Origin of the sequence: Larkinella fluvii (genome assembly GCF_051857545.1) — a bacterium.
Lineage (GTDB): Bacteria > Bacteroidota > Bacteroidia > Cytophagales > Spirosomataceae > Larkinella.
The window spans coordinates 606,845-633,069 of the sequence record NZ_JBPZHB010000006.1 but is presented as its reverse complement, the minus strand read 5'-3'; the positions used below and the strand labels follow the sequence as shown (position 1 = coordinate 633,069).

20 protein-coding genes and 1 rRNA gene are annotated in these 26,225 nt (G+C 50.6%); 13 read left to right on the top strand and 8 right to left on the bottom strand.

The genetic code is table 11. The features are described from left to right. The first annotated feature begins 5 nt into the window (after positions 1 to 5). From rrf to typA, 10 genes are all read left to right on the top strand, one after another. Positions 6 to 117 (top strand): 5S ribosomal RNA (gene rrf, locus ACS5NO_RS18990). A gap of 359 nt (positions 118 to 476) precedes the next feature. Continuing rightward, the gene (locus tag ACS5NO_RS18985; protein WP_439416606.1) at positions 477 to 1,109 is read left to right on the top strand and encodes a TetR/AcrR family transcriptional regulator; all 633 of its coding nucleotides are present in this window, start codon (positions 477 to 479) and stop codon (positions 1,107 to 1,109) included. Then, on the top strand, positions 1,084 to 2,481 hold the full coding sequence (locus tag ACS5NO_RS18980; RefSeq protein WP_439416605.1) for a TolC family protein: 1,398 nt from the start codon (positions 1,084 to 1,086) through the stop codon (positions 2,479 to 2,481). The genes ACS5NO_RS18985 and ACS5NO_RS18980 overlap by 26 nt, the downstream gene beginning before the upstream one ends. A 48-nt stretch (positions 2,482 to 2,529) precedes the next feature. Beyond that, on the top strand, positions 2,530 to 3,660 hold the full coding sequence (locus ACS5NO_RS18975) for an efflux RND transporter periplasmic adaptor subunit (protein ID WP_439416604.1): 1,131 nt from the start codon (positions 2,530 to 2,532) through the stop codon (positions 3,658 to 3,660). A 60-nt stretch (positions 3,661 to 3,720) separates the two neighbouring features. After that, a complete protein-coding gene (locus tag ACS5NO_RS18970; RefSeq protein WP_439416603.1) occupies positions 3,721 to 7,146 on the top strand; it encodes an efflux RND transporter permease subunit in 3,426 nt (1,141 codons plus the stop codon). A gap of 70 nt (positions 7,147 to 7,216) precedes the next feature. Next, positions 7,217 to 8,494 carry a metallophosphoesterase gene (locus ACS5NO_RS18965; RefSeq protein ID WP_439416602.1) on the top strand — a complete coding sequence of 426 codons (1,278 nt, stop codon included), beginning with the start codon at positions 7,217 to 7,219 and terminating at the stop codon, positions 8,492 to 8,494. A gap of 12 nt (positions 8,495 to 8,506) precedes the next feature. After that, a complete protein-coding gene (locus tag ACS5NO_RS18960; protein ID WP_439416601.1) occupies positions 8,507 to 9,355 on the top strand; it encodes a dienelactone hydrolase family protein in 849 nt (282 codons plus the stop codon). A 120-nt stretch (positions 9,356 to 9,475) separates the two neighbouring features. Beyond that, positions 9,476 to 9,781: a hypothetical protein gene (locus ACS5NO_RS18955; RefSeq protein ID WP_133299880.1), complete on the top strand. Its 306-nt coding sequence runs from the start codon at positions 9,476 to 9,478 to the stop codon at positions 9,779 to 9,781. Positions 9,782 to 9,944: 163 nt separating this feature from the next. Further along, complete coding sequence (locus tag ACS5NO_RS18950; RefSeq protein WP_150877612.1) at positions 9,945 to 10,154, top strand: hypothetical protein; 210 nt, start codon at positions 9,945 to 9,947, stop codon at positions 10,152 to 10,154. 207 nt (positions 10,155 to 10,361) lie between these two features. Continuing rightward, positions 10,362 to 12,176 (top strand): translational GTPase TypA, encoded by a 1,815-nt coding sequence (typA, locus tag ACS5NO_RS18945; RefSeq protein WP_138994882.1) that lies wholly within the window; start codon positions 10,362 to 10,364, stop codon positions 12,174 to 12,176. Between the two features lie 50 nt (positions 12,177 to 12,226). Here the strand turns inward: typA and ACS5NO_RS18940 are convergent, their stop codons facing one another. From ACS5NO_RS18940 to ACS5NO_RS18910, 7 genes are all read right to left on the bottom strand, one after another. Further along, positions 12,227 to 12,442, bottom strand: a complete 216-nt coding sequence (locus ACS5NO_RS18940) for a helix-hairpin-helix domain-containing protein (protein ID WP_439416600.1) — start codon at positions 12,440 to 12,442, stop codon at positions 12,227 to 12,229. Between the two features lie 249 nt (positions 12,443 to 12,691). Continuing rightward, positions 12,692 to 13,282 carry a hypothetical protein gene (locus ACS5NO_RS18935; RefSeq protein WP_439416599.1) on the bottom strand — a complete coding sequence of 197 codons (591 nt, stop codon included), beginning with the start codon at positions 13,280 to 13,282 and terminating at the stop codon, positions 12,692 to 12,694. Positions 13,283 to 13,293: 11 nt separating this feature from the next. Continuing rightward, on the bottom strand, positions 13,294 to 14,589 hold the full coding sequence (locus ACS5NO_RS18930; protein WP_439416598.1) for an LVIVD repeat-containing protein: 1,296 nt from the start codon (positions 14,587 to 14,589) through the stop codon (positions 13,294 to 13,296). 200 nt (positions 14,590 to 14,789) lie between these two features. Beyond that, the gene (locus ACS5NO_RS18925) at positions 14,790 to 15,242 is read right to left on the bottom strand and encodes an META domain-containing protein (RefSeq protein ID WP_439416597.1); all 453 of its coding nucleotides are present in this window, start codon (positions 15,240 to 15,242) and stop codon (positions 14,790 to 14,792) included. Next, positions 15,239 to 16,486 (bottom strand): serpin family protein, encoded by a 1,248-nt coding sequence (locus ACS5NO_RS18920; RefSeq protein WP_439416596.1) that lies wholly within the window; start codon positions 16,484 to 16,486, stop codon positions 15,239 to 15,241. Before ACS5NO_RS18920 ends, ACS5NO_RS18925 begins: the two co-directional genes overlap by 4 nt. A 124-nt stretch (positions 16,487 to 16,610) precedes the next feature. Continuing rightward, positions 16,611 to 18,308 carry an outer membrane protein gene (locus ACS5NO_RS18915; RefSeq protein ID WP_439416595.1) on the bottom strand — a complete coding sequence of 566 codons (1,698 nt, stop codon included), beginning with the start codon at positions 18,306 to 18,308 and terminating at the stop codon, positions 16,611 to 16,613. Then, entirely contained in the window at positions 18,305 to 18,850 is a 546-nt protein-coding gene (locus ACS5NO_RS18910; protein ID WP_114407768.1) for an RNA polymerase sigma factor, read from the bottom strand. The genes ACS5NO_RS18915 and ACS5NO_RS18910 overlap by 4 nt, the downstream gene beginning before the upstream one ends. 137 nt (positions 18,851 to 18,987) lie before the next feature. Between ACS5NO_RS18910 and ACS5NO_RS18905 the strand changes: the two genes are divergently transcribed. Continuing rightward, complete coding sequence (locus tag ACS5NO_RS18905; RefSeq protein WP_150877628.1) at positions 18,988 to 19,866, top strand: sugar phosphate isomerase/epimerase family protein; 879 nt, start codon at positions 18,988 to 18,990, stop codon at positions 19,864 to 19,866. 111 nt (positions 19,867 to 19,977) lie between these two features. After that, positions 19,978 to 22,911: a PVC-type heme-binding CxxCH protein gene (locus tag ACS5NO_RS18900; protein WP_439416594.1), complete on the top strand. Its 2,934-nt coding sequence runs from the start codon at positions 19,978 to 19,980 to the stop codon at positions 22,909 to 22,911. A 99-nt stretch (positions 22,912 to 23,010) separates the two neighbouring features. Here the strand turns inward: ACS5NO_RS18900 and ACS5NO_RS18895 are convergent, their stop codons facing one another. Further along, positions 23,011 to 24,369: a UDP-N-acetylmuramate--L-alanine ligase gene (locus tag ACS5NO_RS18895; RefSeq protein ID WP_439416593.1), complete on the bottom strand. Its 1,359-nt coding sequence runs from the start codon at positions 24,367 to 24,369 to the stop codon at positions 23,011 to 23,013. Between the two features lie 330 nt (positions 24,370 to 24,699). Between ACS5NO_RS18895 and ACS5NO_RS18890 the strand changes: the two genes are divergently transcribed. Continuing rightward, a complete protein-coding gene (locus tag ACS5NO_RS18890; protein WP_439416592.1) occupies positions 24,700 to 26,187 on the top strand; it encodes a type III PLP-dependent enzyme domain-containing protein in 1,488 nt (495 codons plus the stop codon). Positions 26,188 to 26,225: the final 38 nt, after the last annotated feature.

Genomic DNA, 26,225 nt, shown 5'->3' with positions numbered 1-26,225 from the left:
GCTGGGATGGTGGCAAGGGTGCGGGGGAACACCTCTTCCCATACCGAACAGAGCCGTTAAGCCCCGTTACGCCGATGGTACTGGAGTCACTTCCGGGAGAGTAGGTTGCCGCCACCACAGATTTCCTAAGCTCCCCGCATTAGCGGGGAGCTTTTTTTGTGACTTATATCTATAGAAATATGTGAAAAATCATATTTATTAGTCAAATTGTAACTTAATATTTGCCTCAATTACCCTGCCCAATTTTCATAAGTCTCCAGAACCAATCCAATGAAAACCGGGCATTTACCTTTCGTCTTTGAAAAACCAATAGTTCATCCGGGAAATCAGCCGCTTCACGCCTTAATTATTGATAAAAATCAGTGAGAAACTGACCTTTGTCATACCTGTCTACTACCAGTGCCTATAAGAAACTGAGGAAACTATGAACTTTAAAATAGTTTCCTCAGTTTATGGCTTAAAATAGTCCTATAGCGTTGGAGATCAAAGAACGAATTCTGTTAAAGGCTGAAGCTTTGTTTTGGAAATTCGGTACCCGTAGTATTACCATGGACGATATCTCCCGGGATATTGGTATCTCCAAAAAAACACTCTATCAGCATTTTACCGATAAGGATGACATTGTGTACCAAGTCATGCACTATCGGCTGGAGAAAAACCGCGAGAATGTAAGTTGCTACATGGCAACGGCTCATGACCCGATTGAAGAAATCCTGCTGGCGTCGGAGATGATGCGGCAACATTTATCCGAAATGAATCCTGCCTTGTGGATCGATGTGCAGCGCCATTATCCAAGAGCATGGGAAGTTTGTACGGAATTCAAAGAGAAGTTTTTGCTCGAATCGATTCGGAACAATTTGAAAAGAGGTATTGAGCAGGCGTTGTACAGACCCGAAATCGATGTAGAGATTATGGCCCGATTGCGAATGGAATTGATACGCATGGCATTTGACACCGATGTGTTTCCCAGAGGAGTAACGGCCATGATAGAAGTCCAGATTCAATTACTGCATCATTTTGTTCGCGGCATACTTACCGAAAAAGGAATCCTTATCTACAACCAATATGTTAAAGAACATCAGAATGACCCCGCTTCTACGACTTTGTAAACCACTCTATAGTTTAGCGTTGACACTCGGTTTTTTCGGCTCGGCAGTAGCGCAGACCCCACGCGAGTTCTCATTGAATGATGCGATCAACTTTGCAACGCAACAAAACCTGAATGTTAAGAATACGCAGTTGGATGCGTTGAGTGCCGAAGCCCGTATCAAAGAGGTCAAAGGACTCGCTTTGCCGCAGGTCAATGTGGGCGGTACAGTTACGTATAATGCCATTATTCAGAAATTTATTTTTCCTGCGGGCGGTTTTGGCGCTCCGGCCGATTCAACTGGTGGTAGTGGCAGCAGTGGAGATGATGTAACGGCTATTCCGTTTGGGGTAAAACTTCAGGGAAACGTTTCGGCCAATGTGAATCAGTTGCTTTTTGATGCTTCGTATAAAATTGGTTTGAAAGCCGCTTCGACCTACCGTGAACTGGCCCAAAAGAACATTACGGCTTCGAAAATCAACGTGGCCGAACAGGTTGCCAAAGCCTATTATGGGGTTCTGGTCAGTGAAGAACGCATGAAACTGCTGGATTTGAACATTTCCCGGGTCGATACGCTGTTGCGCGAAACCCGGGCGATGAATACCCAGGGATTTGTCGAAAAAATTGATGTAGACCGTTTGGAAGTTCAGTTGAACAACTTGAAAACGGAACGGCAAAATGTGAAGAACCTGGTCGATCTGAGCTATTATCTGCTGAAATTTCAGATGGGATTGCCCATTAACGCGCCCATTCAGTTGACAGACCGGATCGAAACCTACAGTCAGAGTGATCTGGATCGGGCAGCGGTCTTGGATTCGGCTTTTGATTATGGCCAGCGCATTGAATTTTCGACCTTACAGACGCAGATCAATCTGGCCGATTTGGACCTGCAAAGCATTGCAAAGCAGTATTATCCGCGTCTGACTGCAGCCGCGACCTATGGTCACAACAACGGACGGAACAGTTTTGGTGATTTCTGGACGACACAATGGTTCAATTCGGCGGCTATTTCGGTAAACCTGAATATCCCGGTTTTTGACGGGTTTCAGAAGCGGTATGCGGCCCAGCAACGGAAAATAACCGTCGATAAGGCCCGGCAAAGTGGCGAATTGCTTAAAAACTCCATCGATCTGCAAATCCGGCAGGCAACCGTTATGTTATCGAATAACCTGCAAACACTTCAAAACCAGAAACGGAATTTGGATCTGGCGCAGGAAATCGTACGGGTAACCCGAATCAAATACAAGGAAGGTGTTGGTTCGAACATCGAAGTATTGAACGCCGAAACCTCTTTCCGGGAATCGCAAACCAATTACTTCGCTTCGCTGCTGGACTACATGATCACAAAAGTCGATCTCGATAAAGCCTTAGGAAAATTGTACACCGGTCAGTAATTACGATTCACATTCACACTGTTCAAAGCAGTTTTATTGATAACCCCTATGAAAGCATACTACATCATCGGATTGGCAACCACCTTACTTCTTGCCTGCTCGTCGGAAAAGAAGTCTGATTTGGCTTCTAAAAAGCAGGAATTGGCTGATCTGAAAACGCAGCAAACTGAATTGACTACCAAAATCAAGGCACTGGAGTCGGAAGTGGCCAAACTGGATCCGGCCCAGGCTGAGCAGGTTAAAGTAAAAGAGGTGGTGGTGGCACCCTTGTCGGCAACCACGTTTAAGCATTTTGTGGAATTGCAGGGTACGATCGATGCCAAGAATAACGTCCAGGTAACGCCGAAATCGGGCGGGGCCGTCACGGCGGTTTACGTCAAGGAAGGCGACGCGGTAAAAGCCGGTACGGTTTTGGCCAAAATCGACGACCAGATTCTGCGCGAATCCGTTGAGGAAGTTCGTAATCAATTGTCATTAGCCAACACGGTTTTTGAAAAACAGTCCAGCCTCTGGAAACAGCAGATTGGTACGGAAATTCAGTATTTGCAAGCCAAAAACAACAAGGAAGGGCTGGAAAAACGCCTGGCTACGTTGAACGTTCAATTGTCGCAATCGAGTGTAACCTCGCCGATTTCAGGCATCGTGGATCAGGTGAATGTAAAAACCGGTGAAACAGCTATGCCAGGAATGGGCATTGTGCGGGTGGTGAACCTGTCGCAATTGAAAGTGGTCGCTAAAGTGGCAGATTCGTATGCCGGTAGCGTTCGGAAAGGGGATGCCGTCGTTGTGCGTTTCCCGGACATCAACAAAGAACTGACCACCCGCATCAGCTTCGTTTCAACAACCGTCGACCCCTTGTCCCGGACGTTCAGCATCGAGGCTCCGCTGCCATCGGACAATAGCCTTAAACCGAACATGCTGGCGCAGGTGAAGATCAATGATATTTCGAAAGCAAAAACGATTGTCATTGATCAAAACCTTGTTCAAAACACGGAAAATGGCCAACTGGTCTACGTAGCGGTTTCGGAAGGCAATAAAAAAGTGGCCAAGGCCCGTCAGGTAAAAACCGGGTTGAGCTACGGCGGACAAGTTGAAATTATTACCGGGCTGAATTCCGGCGATCAGCTCATTACGCAAGGCTATCAGGAGTTAGTTGATGGACAACCGATAAATTTCTAAAAACAGATCGAAACCCGGATTGAACCGCAATCCGGGTTTCGATCCCATCTAACCAAGGCCATGAAATTTGAACAATACAAAACCCTCGGTTTTACCAACTGGTGCGTCGAAAACCGGACGGCTATTTACATCTTCACGTTCATCATTACGCTGGGCGGGTTGTTTGTGTATAATAACCTGCCGAAAGAGCAGTTCCCTGATATTAAAGTCCCGCAGATTTATGTCAACACCATTTACCTGGGAACGGCCCCGGCCGACGTTGAAAACACGATTAATAAACCGATTGAGAAGCAGTTGAAGTCCATTTCGGGCGTTAAAAAGATCAAATCGAATGCGTTGCAGGACGTGTCGGTGATTCTGGTCGAATTTAACCCCGATGTCCAGGTACCGGAAGCGTTGCAACGGGTGCGGGATGCCATCGATAAAGCCAAGCAGGATTTGCCCCAGAAAATGGATGCGGGGCCAACGGCGCAGGATGTAAACTTCTCGGAGTTTCCGATCATGAACATCAACTTGGCCGGTAACTTTTCGCTCAAGCGGCTGAAAGAATACGCGGAAGATATGCAGGACGCCATTGAAGCCATGCCGCAGATCAGCCGGGTGGATATTGTGGGCGCACTGGAACGCGAAATTCAAATCAATGTGGATTTGCCCCGGATGCAATCGGCCGGTTTGGCCTTTTTCGACATTCAACAGGCGGTTCAGGGCGAAAACATCAACGTGTCGGGTGGTGAATTGAATGTGGCGGGTGTACGCCGGACGTTGCGGGTGAAAGGCGAGTTCAGTGAGATGAAGCAGTTGCAGAATCTCCAGATCCGGACGGCGACGGGTGCTACGGTTCGTTTGGGCGATGTGGCCGATGTGCAGGATAGCTTTGAAGAGCAGCAGGATTTTGCCCGACTGGATAACAAATCGGTTGTAACATTGAACGTCATCAAGCGCTCGGGAGCCAACCTGATTGCGGCCGCTGACCAGATTGAAGAAACCATTAAGGAATACAAGGCAAACCGGTTTCCGGCCGGACTCGACATTCGGGTAACGGCTGACCAATCCGAACGGACCCGCGCAGATATTCACGATCTGATCAACACCGTTGTGTTGGGTTTCATCTTTGTGGTGCTGGTTTTGATGTTCTTCATGGGTGTTCGCGACGCTATTTTTGTCGGTTTGTCCGTTCCCTTGTCGGCTTTGGTAGCCTTCGTCTGTATGCCTATTGTCGGGCCGGCGGTCGGCACTCTGTTTACACTGAACACCATCGTTTTGTTTGGCTTTCTGCTGGGTCTGGGTCTGGTGGTGGATGATGCCATTGTGGTCATCGAAAATACGCACCGTTTATTCAATGAGCACAAAGACTGGGACATCAAGAAGTCGGTCAAAGCGGCTGCGGGCGAGGTGTTCATCCCGGTATTTTCCGGAACGCTGACGACCATTGCCCCTTTCTTCCCGCTGTTGTTCTGGCCGGGCATTGTGGGTGAGTTCATGAAGTTTCTGCCTTTAACGCTCATTCTGACGCTGTTTGCTTCCCTGTTTGTCGCCTATGTGATGAACCCGGTTTTTGCCGTCACGTTCATGAAACGGCACGATGAGGACAATCACGAAGACAACCAGGGCTTTGCCACGATTCGTCGGCCGCTGTTGATTCTGGCGGTTTTGGCCGGTCTGGGCTACGTGATCGACCGGGGCATTGGGAATTTGTTCGTGTTTGTGCTGATTTTGTATGCGTTCAATCATTATGTACTGACGCCGAAGATTATTGTGCCGTTTCAGGAACGTTTGTTGCCAGCCCTGAAAAATGGTTATCGTAAGCTGATTTCATGGATATTAACGGGTTGGCGACCAATCTGGACCATTGTTGCGGTATTTATGCTATTGGTCGGAACGTTTTTTCTGATGGGCGTTTTTCCGCCGAAAGTAATTTTCTTCCCCAGCGGTGATCCGGATTACGTGTACGTCTACAATGTGATGCCGATTGGTACGGATTCGCGCGTGACGGATTCGGTTACAAAAATCATTGAGAAACGGGTTTTCAAGGTACTCGATGAGAATAAAGCAACGGATATTGTGAACTCGGTGATTGCCAACGTGGGGAAAAACGCGGGTGATCCTTTTAACCCCGACCGCTCGGCCACTCCGCACAAATCAAAAGTGACGATTGCGTTTGTCAAGGGTGAAAACCGGCACGGACTTTCGACGGAAACAATCTTAAACAAAGTTCGGGCCGCCATGCAGGGCATTCCGGGTACTGAGATTTCGGTTGAACGCGAAAACAGCGGCCCACCGACGGGTAAACCCATCGCCATTGAAATTGCCGGTGAAGAATTTGCCACCCTGCAAAAACTGGAAAAACAGCTTCGGCAACGGATTACCGCATCCGGCATCAAAGGAATCGATCAGTTGAAGTCGGATTTGATTACGAACAAACCGGAAATCGTCATCAACATCGACCGTGATAAAGCCGAGCGTGAAGGCATTTCATCGTCGCAGATTGCGCTGGCGGTTCGGACGGCCTTGTTTGGTACGGAAGTATCAAAATTCCGGGATGCGAAGGATGAATACCCGATTATGGTTCGTCTGAAACAGGACGACCGCAGTCAGATCGAACGCCTGTTGAGTCTGAACATTGTTTACCGCGACATGAATGCGGGGGGGCAGCTTCGTCAGGTTCCGATTCAGTCGGTAGCCAACATTGCCTATTCGACGACTTTCAGCCAGATTAACCGGATTAACCAGGAGCGGGTCATTACGCTCAGTTCGGATGTGGTGCCGGGTTACAATGCCAACGAGATCGTTCAGGAAATTCAGCAACTGGTAACCGATACCGAAGTACCGAATGGCTACACCGTCCGGATGGGTGGTGAACAGGAAGATCAGCAGGAGTCGATGAACTTCCTGGTATCGGCTTTCGGACTGGCCATGTTGTTGATTTACCTGATTCTGGCCACACAGTTTAACTCCGCCGTGAAGCCGCTGATTATCTTCTTCACGATCATTCTTTCGTTGATTGGGGTGTTGCTGGGCTTTATGGTAACGGGCAAAACGTTCTCGGTGGTCATGTCCGGGGTCGGTATTATTGCCCTGGCGGGGATTGTGGTGAAGAACGGTATTCTGCTGATCGAGTTCATCGAAGAGTTGCGGGGACGCGGGATTCCGCTGCGTCAGGCCATCATTGATGCGGGCGGTATCCGGTTGACGCCAGTATTGCTGACGGCTTCGGCGGCCGTTCTGGGTCTGATTCCGCTGGCGGTGGGCTTAACCGTCGATTTTGTGGGACTATTCCAAAATCTGGACCCGCACATCATCATTGGCGGAGATAGCGCCGTATTCTGGAACATCCTGGCCTGGACCATCATCTATGGCTTGACCTTCTCGACGGTTTTGACGCTGGTCATCGTGCCCTGTATGTACTGGGTGAACGAACGGATTCGGGATAAATTCAAGGAAAGAATAGCGAAGAAGGAACGTGAGCCGGAATTGGTAAACGAATAAGTAAAGTACTAACTGTAAACCAAAAACCCACAGTGTCTGTTAACGCTGTGGGTTTTCTTTATGCACCATTATGAACCGTATCGTTCTTTTTTTTGTCGTATCCGCCATTCTACTGCTCATTGACTGGTACGTATTTCAAGCCATCAAAACCGTCACCCGGTCGGCCACCGAAAATACCCAGCGGATCGTCTCGATGCTTTACTGGGGTTTTACGGGTGTCACCATCGTTACCTATCTGACCATGCAGTTGTTACCGCCCGATGCCGTAGGCCGGGTGGCCCGCGGTTTTATCTGGACGGCCATTCTGATTCCCTATTTTTCGAAAGTCTTCGCCGTTCTATTCATTTTCGTGGACGATCTGGGCCGTTTTGTGCGCTGGGTGGCTTCACTGTTCTACAGCCCCGACATCCGGGCTGCCGTTAATGATACGTCACAACCCGACATTCCGGCTACGAACGTCATTCCGCGTTCCGAATTTCTGATGAAAACCGCCCTCATTGCGGGGGCCGTACCGCTGGTGGCGTTTACCTACGGGATTGTGTCCGGTGCACACGATTACCGCATTCGGCGCATCCGACTGTCGCTCAAAAACCTGCCGTCGGGTTTCGACGGGATAAAAATTGCCCAGCTTTCGGATATTCATTCCGGTAGTTTTTTCAATAAAGTTGCCGTGAAGGGGGGTGTTGACATGCTGCTGCTCGAAAAACCGGATGTTGTCTTTTTTACCGGCGATCTGGTCAACAACACGGCGGATGAGGTGGAGAATTACATCGACATCTTCAATAAAGTGAAGGCACCGCTGGGGGTTTATTCGACTTTGGGCAACCACGACTACGGCGACTACGTGAACTGGCCGAATGCACAGGCGAAAACCCAAAATCTGAACAACCTGAAAGCGGCTCATGAACTACTCGGTTGGGATCTGTTGATGGACGAAAACCGCATTTTAGAACAAAATGGCGACAAAATCGCTTTAGTAGGTATTCAGAACTGGGGTTCGGGGCGTTGGCCCAAATACGGCAATTTAGAGAAGGCCCGCCAGGGAACGGAAGACGCCCCGGTAAAACTGTTGCTCTCCCACGACCCCAGCCATTGGGATGCCCAGGTGAAGCCGCAATTTTCAGACATCGACGTCATGTTCGCGGGTCACACCCACGGGATGCAGTTTGGGGTCGAAATCGGAAATGTCCGCTGGAGTCCGTCGCAATACGTCTATAAACAATGGGCAGGTTTGTATCAGGAGGGTGAGCAATATCTCTATGTGAATCGTGGATACGGGTATTTAGGCTATCCGGGCCGGGTCGGAATTTTACCGGAAATCACCATTTTTGAATTGAAAAAAGCATAAACCTTCTTGATGATGAAAAAGATTTTTCTACTGGCATGCGGACTTTTTGGCTCGCTGACCTTGTATGCCCAGGCTCCGTCCTGCTGCGATCAGCCTGTTGCTCAGGTATCGAATGACATGGCTTTGCTGGCCAGTAACCAATCGTTTGTGATGCTGCACGAAGAACCGCTCCCGTTCACCTACCAGAGTGCGGCCGGTGAAATGATAAAATTCAAAACGGCGGATGGTACCGAAGCCAACGGTTTTCTGCTCAAGGCCGCCAATCCGTCCAACAAATGGCTGCTCGTCTATCAGGAGTGGTGGGGTCTGAATGACTACATCAAGCAGGAAGCCGAAAAACTGTACAATGACCTGAAAGATGTGAACGTGCTGGCGGTTGACATGTACGATGGTAAAGTGGCCACCACGCGCGAAGAAGCTTCGAAATTGGTGCAGGTGCCGCGCGAACGGCTGGGCGCGATCATGCAGGGGGCTATTGCCTACGTAGGACCACAGGCGCAGATTGCCAGTGTCGGCTGGTGTTTCGGTGGAGGCATGTCGCTGCAATCGGCCATTCTGGGCGGGAAGCAAACCGTTGGTTGCGTGATGTATTATGGACAACCGGAAAAAAACGTGGAGCGGTTGAAAACGCTGAATACCGACGTATTGGGCATCTTTGGTGCTAAAGACTCCGGAATTCCGCCCGCAACCGTGGCCGAATTTGAGAAAAACATGAAAGAAGCCGGCAAGCAAACGACTATTCAGATGTATGATGCGCCCCATGCTTTTGCCAATCCGAGTAACCCGGGTTATAACAAAGAAGCCACGGCGGATGCCTACCAGATTACGTTGAATTATCTGAAAACCAAGCTGAAGGTCTAGCTGCGGGTTTGGGGGGTGACTCCGAAAAACGAACAACTTTTTCAGTTTATGCGTTAAACCTAGGTGTACCAAACGAGTCTAACAGACATTGATAAAGTGAACCTGTAGACTGTTATCATCATGAAAACGCATAATTTGATTTCAATGCTGGCGATTGTCCTGATCGGTTTTGTGCTGACCAGTTGTGCGCCCTCAGTGGGTGTCGGTGTCAGGACCGATTATGGCTATGGACCCAGTTACGGGTATGGATATAGCCCATATCGGTATGGTTACCGTCGTCCGCCGATTATCGTAACCCCTCCGCCGAGGGTCGTTTACAAGTCGCATCCCCGCCGGTATCGTGCCCCTCAATACCGCAATAGCTACCGTCGCGGGGCTCCGCAGCAATATGGATATCGTTCACAACGGAGTCGTGGACCCCGGTAAGAAATTCAAAAACCGTCTCGAAAGGGGCGGTTTTTTAGTTTTTAAACGGGATTGATCTGGTAAATGAGTTAAAATCAACGGGGAGGACTAGAAAAACTTGCTCTTTTTTACGTACTTTTCGTAAGTCTTTGCGTTTAAAGATATAGAAAGGCCGATAAAACGTATGAAAAAGCTATTGTTGCTGGGTATTACCTTATCTATGTTGCTGCCACTGGAAGCGCCGGTTGAAGCGGCCGTTGTAAAGTCGGCGCAGAGCGAACTAAAAAGTGAGTTAGTCTATAAACGGAAGAAAGCACGCGGTTATAAGAAGAAAAAAGGCTTCATGTGGGGATTGTTTCGCAAGAAAAACGCGTGTGGTTGCCCAAAGTTTTAATTCGTACGGATCGTAAATTGTACTTATAGCCGGGGCAACCCGGCTTTTTGTTTTTCAGTAGGTTAATAAATTGTAAAATACTACTATTCAGCTAAAAAATCCGTATCTTTGCACTTTAATTGAAAAGACAAAAGAGAATGGCGAAACGACTGAAGAGTTTGCTGGTTTCTGTGCTCTCTTGTCTAAGTGCTATTGTCTCAAAAAAGTATGCAATCCATTCGCAACATAGCTATTATAGCGCACGTTGACCACGGTAAGACTACGTTGGTTGACAAAATTATTCATGCTTCCAAGCTCTTCCGGGACAACCAGGAGTTTGGTGACTTGATATTAGACAACAACGATCTGGAACGGGAGCGGGGCATCACCATTGTCTCCAAAAACGTTTCAGTCCGGTACAATGATGTTAAAATCAACATCATCGATACACCGGGTCACTCCGATTTTGGCGGTGAAGTAGAGCGTGTACTGAAAATGGCCGATGGCGTTTGCCTGCTGGTCGATGCGTTTGAAGGCCCCATGCCGCAAACGCGTTTCGTATTGGGTAAAGCCCTGCAACTGGGTCTGAAACCGATTCTGGTAATCAACAAAGTCGATAAAGAAAACTGCCGCCCGGAAGAAGTTCACGAGCAGGTGTTCGACTTGATGTTCAACCTGGGGGCAACCGAAGACCAGTTGGATTTTCCGACGGTTTACGGATCGTCGAAACAAGGCTGGATGGGCCCGGACTGGAAAACACCGACCGATAACATCACCTACCTGCTGGATACCATCGTTGAGCACATCCAACCTGCTCCCGTTACCGAAGGAACCCCGCAAATGCAGATTACCTCACTCGATTATTCGGCCTTTGTGGGTCGGATTGCCATCGGTCGGGTGGTTCGCGGAACGCTGAAAGAAGGCGCTAACATGGCGCTGGTAAAAGTTGGTGATGTCATCAAAAAAGTAAAAATTAAAGAACTGCAAACGTTCGAGGGCCTTGGCAAACAAAAGGTAGCGGAAGTGCAGTGTGGTGATATTTGTGCCGTGACCGGTCTGGAAGATTTCGAGATTGGCGATACACTGACCGATCTGGAAAACCCGGAAGCCATCACACGGATTGCCGTCGATGAGCCAACGATGAACATGTTGTTTACGATCAACAACTCACCGTTTTTTGGCAAAGAAGGCAAGTTTGTAACCTCGCGTCACTTACGGGAGCGGTTATACAAAGAAATTGAGAAAAACCTCGCCCTGCGGGTTGAAAATACCGATAGCGAAGACCGGTTCCTGGTTTACGGACGTGGGATTCTTCACTTGTCGGTTTTGATCGAAACCATGCGTCGGGAAGGCTACGAATTGCAGGTTGGTCAGCCCCGGGTGTTGTTCAAATACGATGATCATGGCAACCGCCTGGAACCCGTCGAAACCCTAGTGGTAGACGTGCCGGCCGAAACCGCCGGGAAAGTGATCGAGTTGGCAACGCAGCGGAAAGGCGAGTTGCTGATTATGGAACCAAAAGGGGATCTGCAACACCTGGAGTTTGAAATTCCGTCGCGTGGGCTGATCGGTTTGCGTTCCAATGTCCTGACCGCTACATTCGGTGAGGCCGTTATGACCCACCGGTTTAAGAGCTTTGAGCCGTACAAAGGAGCCATTCCGGAACGGATCAACGGCTCACTAATCTCAATGACGAGTGGAGCAGCTACGGCCTATTCGATCGATAAATTGCAGGATCGCGGTATTTTCTTCATCGAACCGGGCGACGAAATTTACACCGGTCAGGTAATCGGTGAACACAACCGCCAGAATGATATCGTGGTGAACGTTCAAACCGCCAAGCAGTTGACCAACATGCGGGCTTCCGGTTCGGATACCAACGTCCGGATTGCTCCGAAAGTGTCGTTCTCGCTGGAAGAGTCGATGGAATACATCCAGAAGGATGAATACCTGGAGGTGACACCGAAATCGATGCGGATTCGTAAAATTTTCCTCGATGAAAATGAGCGGAAACGGAATCAGAATAAATTTGAAATGGCCTAAAAAAAGCCCCGGCGCAACCGGGGCTTTTTTATTTACCGACTTTCCTGATTCTACTTTCTCTCGCCTTGCGCGAATGAAAGGTTTCGGTCCTTCAAGGCGGTTTTCAGGGTTTGTAGTGCATTTTTTCCAATGCCGTGCAGTGCCATGAATTCCGTTTCACTTAGGTCGGCCAGTTGTTCCAGTGTTTTAATTCCGGCATTCGCCAAGGCGCGTTGGGCCGGTTTTGCCAATTGATCGAACGGGTGGCTTTCAGCTTTTTCTTTCATATCCGGTTTTGTTAGCAGCCCCCAAATGTACCCTCCCGAAAGCATACAAATGCGGTGCGAATGCGACACATTGCAGGTGATTTGCGTCAAGAACGGGCGGTTAAAGCTGCTTTACGATTTGTAAACCAATGGCCGATCCGGTTTCGACCAGAGGGCTAATACACTGAAATGGATACGTTTTTTGATCGCTGCGTTTTTTTGTACGCACTCACAGTAAAGAAAGAAATTTCATACGGAGAAGAGGTGTTTTCAGAAACTGAGTCCCAGTCGAAAAGCAATCCGGTTATAAACCCGGCTCTCGTATTTATAAATTTCATTCCAGCCCAGCGGTTTGTCGGCATTGGCTTCCTGCCGTTTGTAATTGAGTGACAGAATGAAATTGGTATTCTGCGGACGCCCGATTCGGAAGCCAATACCAGGAGCAATCACCCAGCCACCCCGGGTTTCATAGCCTGTCGGGTCTTCGTTCAGCCACGCAAAACCGTAGCCGGTATCCAGGCTGGTGAAAACCCGCAGGTTCTTCTGGCCCGGTTGCGCCAGATCGTAACGTACTCCCGCACACACCGGCATCAGCAGGGCCGCATTATACCAATCGACACCTACCGTTCCACCCAACGCCAGCTTGGGGCGGAGTTGAACGCCATTAAATGTCTGGGCGGTGATGTTCTGTCGTTTACTGACGTTTTCAGAGGCAGTATTGACGTTGTAACGGACTTGCCCAAACAAGACACCGAATTCGGTCATGTTTGTAAAAACGGGCTTAAAAGGGCTTTTTTGTGCGTAAAGCGGAAGCGCAAACAGGCACAGCAGCCAAACGGTTTTGCTACCAGTCTTTTTCATGGGCGAGTTGGTTAGCTGGCCGGATAAGGCCGTTGCACCGGAATTTTGCTCAGCAGCTTCAACTTGCGCGGATTGCTGTAGTCATATTGGTAAAAACCGTCCCGACCAATCAGCAGCAGTGATTTCCCGAGCGGGATCACATCGTAGGCCTGAAATCCTTCCAGGTGCTCCAGTTGATCGATTTTCATGGCATCGCTCGCATTGAACGTTTTCAGACCGTAGGCCCCCTCGCAAATGAACAAGTTCGGAAAGTCGATGCCCAAACCATGCGGATTTTTCATCGGATAGCTCTTCAGCAGTCGCGGGCTATACAGATTGGATACATCCACCACATCGAGTTGATTGGTGAATCCCTGGCAGGTGGAACCCGAACGCAGGGTTACGTAAGCCTTGTCTTCGTGAACCACCACGGGGTCGCAAACGCGGGCATGCTCGAAGGTCGACATCCGCACCGGTTTTTCGGGGTTGCTGTTGTCGTAAATGTGCATGCCCGACTGGGCGCCGATGAAGAGTTTATCTTTATAGGGAAAGATCGTTTCAATGCCCCAGCCCATGTTGATTTTATTGCCTTTCTTTGGATCAGACGGGGTTTTGATGTCGAACAACTGCATTTCCGACTGGCTGACGGTATACAGGTAGTTGTCATACAGCGTAAACCGGGCCATCGAGCCGCCCGTGCCATTTGTGCTGGGAGCGGGTGAACCGGTCGCACTGTTGAAATTCTGAATACCACCCCGCATATCGGTAGCCCAAAAGCAGTTGGTGCAACCGCCGTTATTGACACTGCTTTCGCAATCCGTATTGACAGTTTGCGTAACGTACTCCACTTTCTGGTCGTTGATAATCTCCTGCTGGGCGTTCAGGCTCCAGTAGCCGCCGTCGAACTGTCCATTTTGAAAAACATCGGTGACCCGGTTGAGTTCGCGGATGTTTTGCGGATCGCGGATGTCGAAGGCCACCAGGTCCATGAAACTGTCGGCATACAGGATGTTGTTGCGGATGGCCATGTCGCCGTTGCCCGGTATGCGCAGGAACGCTACCATTTTAGGAGCCGACGGATTGCGGTTGTCGATCACGTGAATGCCTTCCTTGATCTCGTTAATCAGCAAAAAACCGTCTTTGGTGTAAATTTTCCCCGGATTGACAAGCGTGCGGGGTTGTTCAGCCTGAATGCCCTGGCGGATTTGGGCTACGGTGAACGTTCGGGGTGTGAATTGTCGGAAAGTGCGGGTTTCTTTGCATTTGTCGGTGCAGCCGTTCAGCCCCACCAGCAGAACTCCGAGCAGGAAGTAAAGTGTACGTCTCATAGCAACAGGTTGTTTAGGGATATGCCTCACTGACCCTGTTGACAATGAAAGAGTTGGAATAGAAGCATAAAAAAATTGCCCGGCAGGCAGAGCCGCCGGGCAATCCGGTTTGCACAATGAATCAGAGGTCAAAGTTTTTACTGGAGGAGACCGGCTGGTGTGGATCAATACCGGCCTCTCTCCGTATTTTTCAGGTTGTATTATTTTTCTTTTTCGTACACCAGTTCACCGGCGGCTTCTCCTTCCGCAATCAGCCGCAGCCGGTTACCGGCGAGTTCGTAGCGTTTTACAGCCTGCAGTTTTTTGAAATAATCGGTTTCAAACTGCATGGCATCCGTCGGGCCGGCCATTTTGGTGGCGCCGATGGCACTCATCTGCACGGCACTGGAAGCCGATGAACCCGTCAGCGTGGCAAAGTAGTGGTTGACCGATGAACGCCCCCCCACTTTGTAAGCCACCCGGTTGGTGATTTCGCTGCCCGCCGAATCGGGGGTCAGCACCAGCGTCACCGCAAATTTGGAAGCCGGTTCAATCAGTTTATAGGTACCGGCAACGGCGGTAGTAGACAAAGGTTGAATGGTCGCTTTGGTTTTATCGTTACAGGAAGCTGCGATGAACAGAATACCGGCAACGAGAAGGGCTATGATTTTCATGGCAGTGTTGTTTCCGGATTGACGATTTTACCCATAAACAAGACCGAACCCGTTCCTTTTTCTGTAATCAAAAAGACAAAAGGACGATCGCAAATGAGTGACGGTCCCGCCGAAGTAACTTCAACGCCGATGCTGGTTACGGCAGCGGCCTCGGTTCCTTTCTCATCGACGGCCACATACGTGTTTTGCTTCACGTAACTCACCTGCAAACCCTGGCCGGTGCTGATGCCTGAAAAATTGGCAGCGTTCGAGAAAGCCGACGGCATCCCCATTTTCGACAGCGCGTCGTTGAGGGTCGCTTCATACTCCATCGTAAACTTCGGTAAGCCAACGGCCACTTTACTTTCGCGCATGGCCTGCTGCAAGTCGGCCCATTCGGTCGCGTTCAGGGTATTGATGATCGCATCGGCCGAGGAGTTTTCAGTCGGCACCAGAACCGTCATCGAATACGTTCCATCGCCATACGGCAATTCAAAAGCTCCGTAGGTGGGGCGGAACGCGTGGCGAAGGCTGGTCGTCATGTTCATCATCTTCACCTCTTTCTGCGAACCGGAAACCAGGGTAAAGGGAGAATCAAAGGTGTTTTTCGTCTCAAACTGGTATTTCCAGTCGCCTTTGAAATACAGCGCATTGAGCAGGAACAGAACTTGCTCGGGCTTGATCTCCTGGATTACGTTCTTAATCCTGGCGTTGGTATTGTCGCTGGCCCACTGGTTGATTTTATTGATAACCGGGGTTGGATTGCTGAAATCTTCGCCCGAAATCTGGGCATTGAACGTTTTTTTCGTGGCGTCGAGGTACGACGGTTCAACGGAAAAACCGTTGCGGTACCAAATTGAATTGGCCAGTTTTGTTGTTACTTTCGGATCAGCGGTGGGCAACCCTTTTAATAAAAACTCATAGGTTTGGTTTGCATCAGCCAGCGAAACCCCTTCCAGGTGCATCGCTTTTTTCATTTCATCCGCCGTCTGACCCGCGGCCCCGTTCAGCAACATGCCGAGAGCCATGTGCAGACTCAGCGGTGAAATAAAAATATTTTCGTCCTTCTTCTGGTCTTCGTTGACGCGCTTTAGAAAGTCGAAGGAAAAATCATTGGTTTTTTGAGCAAAGGCACGCGCTTCCGGAGTCGACGTTAAACCGCCGGTTCCCGGATTATTCGGTGTCGTATCGTTTTGGCAACCGCTTATCGTCAACAGTGAAACCGTTGCCATCAACAGGCTGGAAACAAAAGGTATTCTTCTCATCACAATCGGGTTTTGTTAAACCATGTGGAGCGCTCACAATACAAAGACCCGATTGGAAAAGAATTGGTTGGAAGGGGGTTGAAAAAAAGAGAAGAAAAATAAGAGTTTGTCTGATAACTAACTTTTAGAAGTGGTAATTCAGGCCAAACCCGACACCAACGGCCTGCGGACGAACCTGAAGTTGCGCGTCCGATTGCGTACCATTTTGCAGCGATTGCTGGTAGGAACCCGTCAACGAACCGGACCAGTGGTGGGTGGGGTGGTAGCTGACACGTAAACCGGCCGTACCCGCCAGCGACATGGAGCGGTAGACCTGATCGCCGGGGTTAACTTCCAAAGCGCCATTGACCGTATTTTTCAGAAACACGTTAGCCATCAAACCGCCCAGCACGGAATAGCTGATCTTGCGCTCAGGCAAAATGTGGTAGCCGATCTGAACCGGAACCTGCAAATACTGAAAGTCGTTGGAAACAACCTGATCAGAGGGCGTAGGCACCACCACCAGCGATGACGGATTGTTCAGATTCGCTTTGTCAGCGTAGGAGGGCAAAAAGTTGGTGTTCGGGGACGACGCCAACTGCGGAACCGATGGGCTACTGTTTCGGATGGCGTTTACGAGTAAATTTTCGGTCTGGTTCGTAAACACGTTGGTGACGGTTGCATTGTTCCGCGCCTGTGACCGGCCATTCAAATACTGAACCCCGGCTTCGACCGACCAGTGTTTGCTAAACTGGAGACCGGAACTGGCCTGCCACGCCATTGAAATCTGCGCCTGGTTTTGCAGCGGAGAAACCGCCAGGCGACTGCTCTGCTGAACCGCATTACTGGCACCGTAGGCCTGATTGAAACTGGACTGAACGCTGGTCATCGGATTAAAAGACATGGGCGTTGCCGTTAAAGCCGCCCAGTACTCGTTTTTCGATCGGCCTTTTTCCTGCGGTTCGATCGTGGTTTCCGGGGCGCGATACCAGATGATCCGGCTAATCGGAGCCGGGTTCTTCAGGGCTACCAGCTTGCTTTTTATGTACGAAGCTTCGTAGGCCAATCGGGCATCGGCAACCCCGCTGCCGGTTTCGTCGGGTGGGGCCGTTTGGATGGGTGTTGCCGTTTTCGTGATTCGTTCTGACGACGGAAATGTACCCGTCGTGAGGTCTGGCGAATTGGTTCCGGTTCCCCGGCTGGCTCCCGAAGGTTGATTTGGCTTTGTCCGGCGGTTTTCAGCAAGCCGGGTGGCATTGGAGCGGCCGCTGGTCAGCGACCCATGCGCAGTCGGGGATGATCGCCGGGTTGCCAGACGTTCCGGTGAAGCGGTTTTTCGTTTTCCCGTCAAAACGGACTGGTCTTTGATTATTTGATCAATCGTCGTGGCGGTTTCCGAGTGTTCCAGTTCCGGGACAACCGGCGCGTCGGATGGCGTATTCCGGGAGTCGGCCCGGCGGTTGGCAGTCAGGGTTTCATCGGTTTTGCCAGCGTATTCAGGCTTGCGGTCCGCGCTGGTCGAGGTCGTCGCTTTCTCTTGTTTGGCGAGTTGATCCGCCGTTGCCCTGGATGACGAACCGCTTTGGCCAGCCACCGGCTGAGTCGTATCCGTCGTGTCGATGGATTGTAGGGCCCACCAACCGATTAAAAGGGCCATAATGGCCGCAGCCACACCATAGAACCAGGGTTTTGCCCGGGGCCAGAGTGGGATGATCGGTTCCGTTTCTTCTTCGTCTAGCCGACGCGCAATCCTGTCCCAAAGCTCATCGGATGGGCTTTCGGCAGCATCTTCGAAGATACTTCGCCACTCTTCATTTAATTCTTCTTCTTTAGAGAGACTCATTTCGGAATTGGACGCTCGTTCTGAATCTTTTGTTGCAGCAGCATGCGGGCACGCGAAAACTGCGATTTGGATGTACCTTCTGAAATATCTAATAATTCCGCAATTTCCGGGTGTGTATACCCTTCAATGGCGTACAGGTTAAATACGGCCTGGCATCCCGGCGGGAGTTCCTGCACCATCTTCAGTAGTTGCTGGTAGTGCAGACCCGATAGGCTGTCTTCCGTCTGCGGTAATGTATTGGGCGGCACGTCCTCCAACTCGGCCGGGTTTTGCCAGGGCTTCTGTTTGCGGATGTGCTTCAGTGCCGTATTGATCACAATGCGTTTCAGCCATGCTTCCAGCGGGCACTCAAACCGAAATGTATCAATATGTTGGAACGCTTTCACGAAGGAATCCTGCAGCACGTCTTCGGCGTCGTCGCGGTTTTTGGTATACCGTTGGCTGACCACAAAGAGCTTCCGGGCGAATAACTCGTAGAGTTTTCGCTGAGCAGTTCGGTCCTTATGTCGACAGCCGTCAACTAACGCTCGTTCATCCAACATACTAATGCAACACTACTGACCCCAACGCAAGTCTGACGGTTGGAAAGGAATTAAAATAAATTTTGGCCTAACCCGCTGGCAACGAGTGAATATAACTTTTAGCCTGTACTTTTGAACAAATCTATTCCTGAACATTCATGAACCGACGTACGGCTCTTCGGCAAACCCTGGGTTTCATTGGGTTAAGCACCACGGCTTCCCTGCCCGTATTGAACGCTAAAAGTAGTTTACAAAACCCAAACAACCAACGGTTTCGAGTCGGGGCCTGCGACTGGTCGATCGGTCAATCCAGTAAAATCGAAGCCTTCGACGTGGCTAAAACCATCGGCCTCGACGGCATTCAGGTGAATCTGGGCTCCGAAAAAAACGACATGCACCTGCGCCGGAAAGACCTCCAGAAAGCCTGGCGTGAAGCCGCCAAACGAACCGGCGTTCAGATCGGTGGTCTGGCCCTGGGCGAACTCAACAACATCCCCTACAAATCCGATCCGCGGGCCGAGCAATGGGTGCAGGATAGCGTCGGGGTAGCCAAAGCCCTTGGTGCCAAAAACATTCTGCTTGCCTTCTTTAACAAAGGCGATTTGAAGAACGATCCGCAGGGGACTCAAGTAGTGATTGAACGGTTGAAAGCCGTGGCGCCCAAAGCCGAAAAAGCGGGCATCGTTCTTGCAATCGAATCGTGGTTGAGCGCCGAAGAACACATGGCCATTATCGATGCGGTGGCGTCGCCCGCCGTGAAAGTATATTACGATGTATGTAATTCCACGGTTATGGGATATGACATTTTAAAGGAAATCCGATGGCTTGGGAAGCAAAAACAGATCTGTGAATTCCACTTTAAAGAGAATAGCTACCTTCTCGGGCAGGGCAAGGTGAATTACCCGGAAGTTCGGAAGGCCATCGACGCCATTCAGTACGGCGGTTGGGTTCACATCGAAGGTGCTGTGCCAGAGGGGAAAAACATGTTGGAAAGTTACACTTATAATAATAAGTTTGTAAGAGAAATTTTGGCGTAGCGGGTTAATGTTACTGTTCCACGGTTTTCTGCAATTAGTACTTATTATAATAAGTTTGACTGGTCTTAAATGTTGTTTTTCAGGTAATTATTCCACGTGGAACACTAAAAGATGAAGATTGCTATTCCTGCCCCGCCCCGGTTTTTAAGCGCATCGATCCTGTTGGGAACCCTGTTTTTGGGCCTGCCTCAATGGCCACAAGCTCCTCAGGCCGTTAGCCAACTTCCGGAATCCGGCGGGCCCGTCCGCCGGGGAATGATCGTCGGATCCGACTCCAATACACTCTATCTGCCCGACGATCTGGAAGCAACGGTTTGGGCCGAAGCGCCGATGTTCTACAACCCGACGAACATCGACGTCGACGCCCGGGGCCGGATCTGGGTAACCGAAGCCGTCAACTACCGGAACTTTAACAACAAACCCGAAACCCGGCTCGACCACCCGAACGGTGAGCGCGTCATGATTCTGGAAGATACGGACGGCGACGGAAAAGCGGATCGGTCCAAGGTGTATGTCGAAGACAAGGACCTGGTGTCGCCCCTCGGTATTGCGGTTATTGGTAACAAAACCATCGTCTCCGCTGCGCCGAATCTCATCATTTATACCGACGAAAACGGCGATGATAAACCCGACAAAAAAGAGATTTTTCTGACCGGTTTCGGCGGCCTCGATCACGACCATTCGCTGCATGCCCTAGTGGCCGGACCGGATGGCAAATGGTATTTCAATACCGGAAATGCCGGGCCGCATACCGTCACCGACAAAGCGGGCTGGACGCTCCGGTCGGGAAGCCTCTATACCGGCGGAACTCCCTACAACAAACTCAACAAAGGCAACCAGGTCAGCGACGACGGCCGGGTCTGGGTAGGCGGTTTAGCCCTGCGCATCAACCCCGACGGAACCGGGCTGAAAGTGATGGGCCATAATTTCCGAAACAACTACGAAACCGCCCTCGATTCCTACGGTAACCTGTGGCAGAACGACAACGACGATCAGGTGGTCGCTTGTCGGACGAGCTGGCTCATGGAAGGCGGCAACATGGGGTATTTCAGCCAGGACGGCACCCGGTATTGGCAGGGCGATCAGCGGCCGGGTCAGGACATCCCGACCGCTCACTGGCACCAGGAAGATCCCGGCGTCATTCCGGCGGGCGACATCAGCGGGGCCGGTTCGCCAACGGGCGTGGTTTTTTACGAAGGCGACCAACTCGGCGCCAACTACCGGGGCATGTTGCTGAGTGCCGAAGCGGGTCGGAACGTGATTTTTAGCTACAAACCCGAACCGCAGGGTGCGGGCTACCGGATGCCCCGGACCGACTTCATCAGCACCTTTCCGAAAGTGGACGAAAATTACAAATGGAACGACATCACCGACGACATTCGCAAGTGGTTTCGCCCGAGCGACGTGACGGTTGGAACCGACGGGGCCTTGTACATCGCCGATTGGTTCGATCCGGTGGTGGGGGGACACCAGATGAAAGACAAGAAAGGCTACGGACGGATTTACCGCATTACGCCCAAAGGCAAAAACCTGAAAGTGCCGGTGATCAATACCGACAAAACGAAAGGTCAGATTCTGGCATTGACCAACCCCGCCACCAACATCCGCTTGCTGGGTTTCGAGAAATTGAAGGCACAGGGAGACAAAGCCGTAAAACCGGTTTCCAAACTGTTGACCGATCCAAACCCGTATCACCGCGCCCGCGCCATCTGGCTGCTTTCGCAACTGGGTCTAAAGGGACAACAGAAAGTGGAAGCGTTGTTGAAATCGGATCAGGTGGATTTGCGGATAACGGCTTTCCGGGCGTTGAAGCAAACGCAACCCGATGTCGTGGCGCTGGCCCGGAAGATGGTCGATGATCCATCGCCGGCGGTGCGCCGGGAAGTGGCCATTGCCTTGCGCGATGTACCATTTGAGCAGTGCAAAGACTTGCTGGTCAAACTGGCGAATGGCTACGATGGAACCGACCGGTTTTATCTGGAAGCCGTTGGCATGGCCGCCGACAAAAAAGAAGAAGCCTTGTATGCCGCGTTGAAACCAGCCATTCCGGCGAATCCCGTTCAGTGGGATCAGAAAACCGCCAACCTGATGTGGCGGCTTCATCCGGCCAGCACGGCGGAGTTGATGAAGCAACGGGCCATGGCGCCAACCTTGACGGCTGATGCGCGTAAACAGGCTATTGTGGCCTTGGGATTCATGAAGGATCCGGTAGCCGCCCGGGCCATGATCGATTTGTCGAAACAGGCGGACAAAACCGTTGCGCAGCAGGGCGAGTACTGGGCCAATTTCCGCCGGTCGAACGACTGGGCGACGTTGCTGAACTGGGATGAGGTGATGCCACCGAAATTGTCGGAACCGGAACAGAAAGCCTTGGCCATGCGGCAAAAACTGATGGAAGAGTACACCAGTGCCGAAGATAAAGTGAAACTGGCCAAAGAAATGGCGGCTAGTCCGGAAGGCGGGAAACTGCTGGTGGGCCTGGCCGCCGAGAAGAAATTACCCGAAAAGCTGAAACCGGCAATCAGCGAAGTGATTTTTACCAATACCGATCAAAGTGTGCGGACGATGGCGGGCGACTACTTTACGCGCCCCGGCGGTTCGGCAACATTTTCGCAGAAAAAGATCGAATCGTTGTCCGGTAATGAAACCGCCGGACTAACGGTTTTCAAAGCGAACTGCGCGACCTGTCACCGGCATGGTCAGCAGGGGAAAGACATTGGCCCGGAGCTAACGAAGATTCACCAGAAGTTTGATCGGAACGGTTTGCTGGATGCGATCCTGAATCCCAGTGCGGGCCTGGCATTCGGTTATGAACCGTGGCTGATTACCACCAAAAGTGGCCAGACTTACTACGGTTTTCTGATTAGCGATGGACAAGAGGCTCTGGTGATAAAAGATGCCGCCGGGCAGAAGCATACGCTGCCAACGGCCCAGGTTGCTTCCCGCAAACAGTACAGCACAAGCCTGATGCCGGACCCGGCTTCACTGGGGCTTTCGGAACAGCAACTCGCGGATTTGGTGGCGTATTTGTTGAAAGGAAATTAACCGTCTTGAACCAGGATAAATTAACGATTAAAGGAGTAACGACGATGGCTGGCGCATTCAACGAATCATCGTTACTCCTTTAATCAGTTTAATCCCGGTTCAAAACAGTGTCTTCAGGTCCAAACCGCCAAACGTTCCGGAACTCATGAACAGATAAACCGTAGGCTGGTCATTCGACAGACTTTTCAGATACGTCTCCAAATCTGCAGAATCCGTAAAGACCTGCAAATCGGGGCGGTCGAAAGCAGTTGCAATCTCGGCTGCGTCGATCGGGTCGAGGTGTTTGATTTCCAGCGTGTGCGGGCTGTAAAAAATAACGGCTACATCGGCTTTATCCAGTTTATCACGGTATTGCTTCAGGAAGGTTTTGTTCAAACTGCTGAAAGTATGCAGCTCGACACAGGCCACCAGCCGCCGGTCGGGGAACTGGGCTTTCACAGCCGCCGTAGTGGCTTCCACTTTGGAGGGCGCATGGGCGAAATCCCGGAAGATGAGGGTTGAGCCATCGTCTTTCACTTTCTCCAGCCGCTTGCTGGCCCCTTTGAACGTCTGAATAGCCGCATAGAACATTTCCTCCGTAATGGCGAGGTGATCACAAATCGCCAGCGCACCACTGATGTTCTTCATATTATGCTCACCAAAAACCAGAACCGGGACGTCGCCGTGTTGTTTGGAGACCAATACGGTTTTGCCGTTTTCGATCCGGTATGGATGCACATCATACGGCTGACGGGTCACATCTTCCCGTTCTTTCAGCGCGATGACATCCAGCATATCGTCCGTATCATCAAAGACGATGGTGCCGGATTTGGACATCGCATCGGCCAGGAGTTCAAACTGGTGAACATACTGGTCATACGTTGGATAGAGGTTGACATGGTCCCAGGCAATCCCGCTGATGAGGACCATATGCGGGTGGTAATGCAAAAACTTCGGACGCGGGTCGATCGGGGAGGTGCCGTATTCATCCCCTTCGATGATTATGATGGGCGCGTCGGTGGTCAGCTTGACCATCGTCTCGAATCCTTCGATCTGGGCTCCCACCAGATAGTCAAAATTTCGCTTATGGTAGTGCAGCACGTGCAGAATCATGGCCGTAATCGTGGTTTTGCCGTGGCTGCCCGCAATAACGACACGCTGTTTGTTCTGGCTTTGCTGGTACACAAATTCAGGATACGAATAAACCGGCAGGGTCAGTTCCTGCGCTTTTTGCAATTCCGGGTTATCGGCCCGGGCGTGCATGCCCAGAATGACGGCATCCAGTCCGCTGTGAATGGCGTCGGGATTCCAGCCGATGTGCGCGGGCAGCAAACCATGTTGGTTTAGCCGGGCGTGGGAGGGTTCGTGAATTTCATCGTCGGAGCCGGTGATGTGGTGTCCCTGTTGCTGCAGCGCAATCGCGAGATTGTGCATGACGCTGCCGCCGATAGAAATAAAATGAATGGTCAATGGCTTCATTCTGTCGAATATGTGGCGCTAAAAATACAAGTTCTTTTCATTTGAAACCGAAAAGTTGACAAGATGGCTGGAAAACCGGTCGTTCTTTTACTGAACCCTGACACCCGACCGTAAAATTTAACACGAACTCCCGAATCAAAACCCCCGTTTTTTCGTTTTTAGTACTGCGAGTAGACATCCACGCAGCAGCTTGACAATCAGGCGCGCAGTCTGTGTTACATTTTGTTTTTGTAAACCGGTTCCTGCCCCATTGCAAAGCTGCTCTTTTTATGCCATTTTCGCAGTCTTTTTTCGAAACCAACAAAACTCTTTTATGCTTCTGCCGAAAGGATGAAAAGCTACAACGACCTGATCGAACAGACCTTTGAATTCCCGACTCTCGAATTCAAAGTTGAGAACAATCATCTGCTGTTCAACAACGTTCCTTTGATGGAAATTATCAAGCAGTATGGAACACCGCTTAAACTGACCTACCTGCCCAAAATTACCGAGCACATTGAACACGCCCGCATGTTGTTCAAGAATGCAATGAAGCGGTATAATTACAAGGGAACCTACACATACTGTTACTGCACGAAGTCGTCGCATTTTCGTTTTGTGCTCGAAGAAGCATTAAAAAACAAGATCCACTTAGAAACCTCATCGGCTTTCGATATTCCGATTATCCGGGAATTGCACAAAGATGGGAAGGTGGACAAGAACACGTTTATTATTTGCAACGGCTACAAACGGCCACTGTATACCCAATACATCAGCGAACTGCTGAACGACGGGTACAACGTTGTTCCGGTGTTGGATAATCTGAAAGAAATTGAAGCCTACGAAGATGCCGTAACGGCTGAGACGGTGAATCTGGGCATCCGGATTGCCACCGACGAAGAACCGAACTTCGCCTTCTATACTTCGCGGCTTGGCATTCGCTACAGCGACATCAATGAACTCTACCGCTCGAAGATTCAAAACAGCGGAAAGTTCAAGCTGAAGATGCTGCACTTTTTCATCAATACCGGGATTAAAGACAGCGCTTATTACTGGAGCGAACTCAGCCGGTTTATGTACAAATACTGCGAACTGAGCAAAATCTGTCCTGATCTCGACTCCATCGACATTGGTGGTGGCATGCCGATTCAGACCTCGTTTCAGTTTACGTACGACTACCAGGCGATGGTCGATCAGATCGTGGAAAGCATCCAGTGGATCTGCAATAAGAGCAACGTTCCCGTGCCGCACATCTTCACGGAGTTCGGCAGTTATACGGTAGGAGAGAGTGGCGCCGTTATATACAAAGTGATCGACCAGAAATTGCAGAACGATAAGGAGTTGTGGTACATGATCGACGGTTCGTTCATTACGCAACTGCCCGATTCGTGGGGGTTGGGTCAGAAATACATCATGCTGTCGGTCAATAACTGGGATAACCCGTATCAGAAAGTCAATCTGGGCGGTTTGACCTGCGATTCACATGATTTTTACAATACAGAAGCCCACAGCGCCGATTTGTATTTGCCGATTTTTGAACGGGATACCGAAGATCAGTACATCGGGTTTTTCCACACGGGCGCCTACCAGGAGTCGCTGGGTGGTTATGGTGGCATTCAGCATTGCCTGATTCCGGCTCCACAGCATGTGATCGTTGACCGCGATAGTGAGGGTAATCTGACCACACGGCTTTTTGCGCCCGAACAGGACAGCGAAGGCATGCTCAAAATTCTGGGCTACCGCCAAACCGCAACGCCGGTGACGCTTGAAATTGAAGCCGCTAAAGCTGCGGAAGAAGAGGAACAGGCGGTTGAAGAATTAGAAAAACAGGAAAATTAAAATAGCACAGTTTTTGCCCTGTCCACAAAAGCCACCCG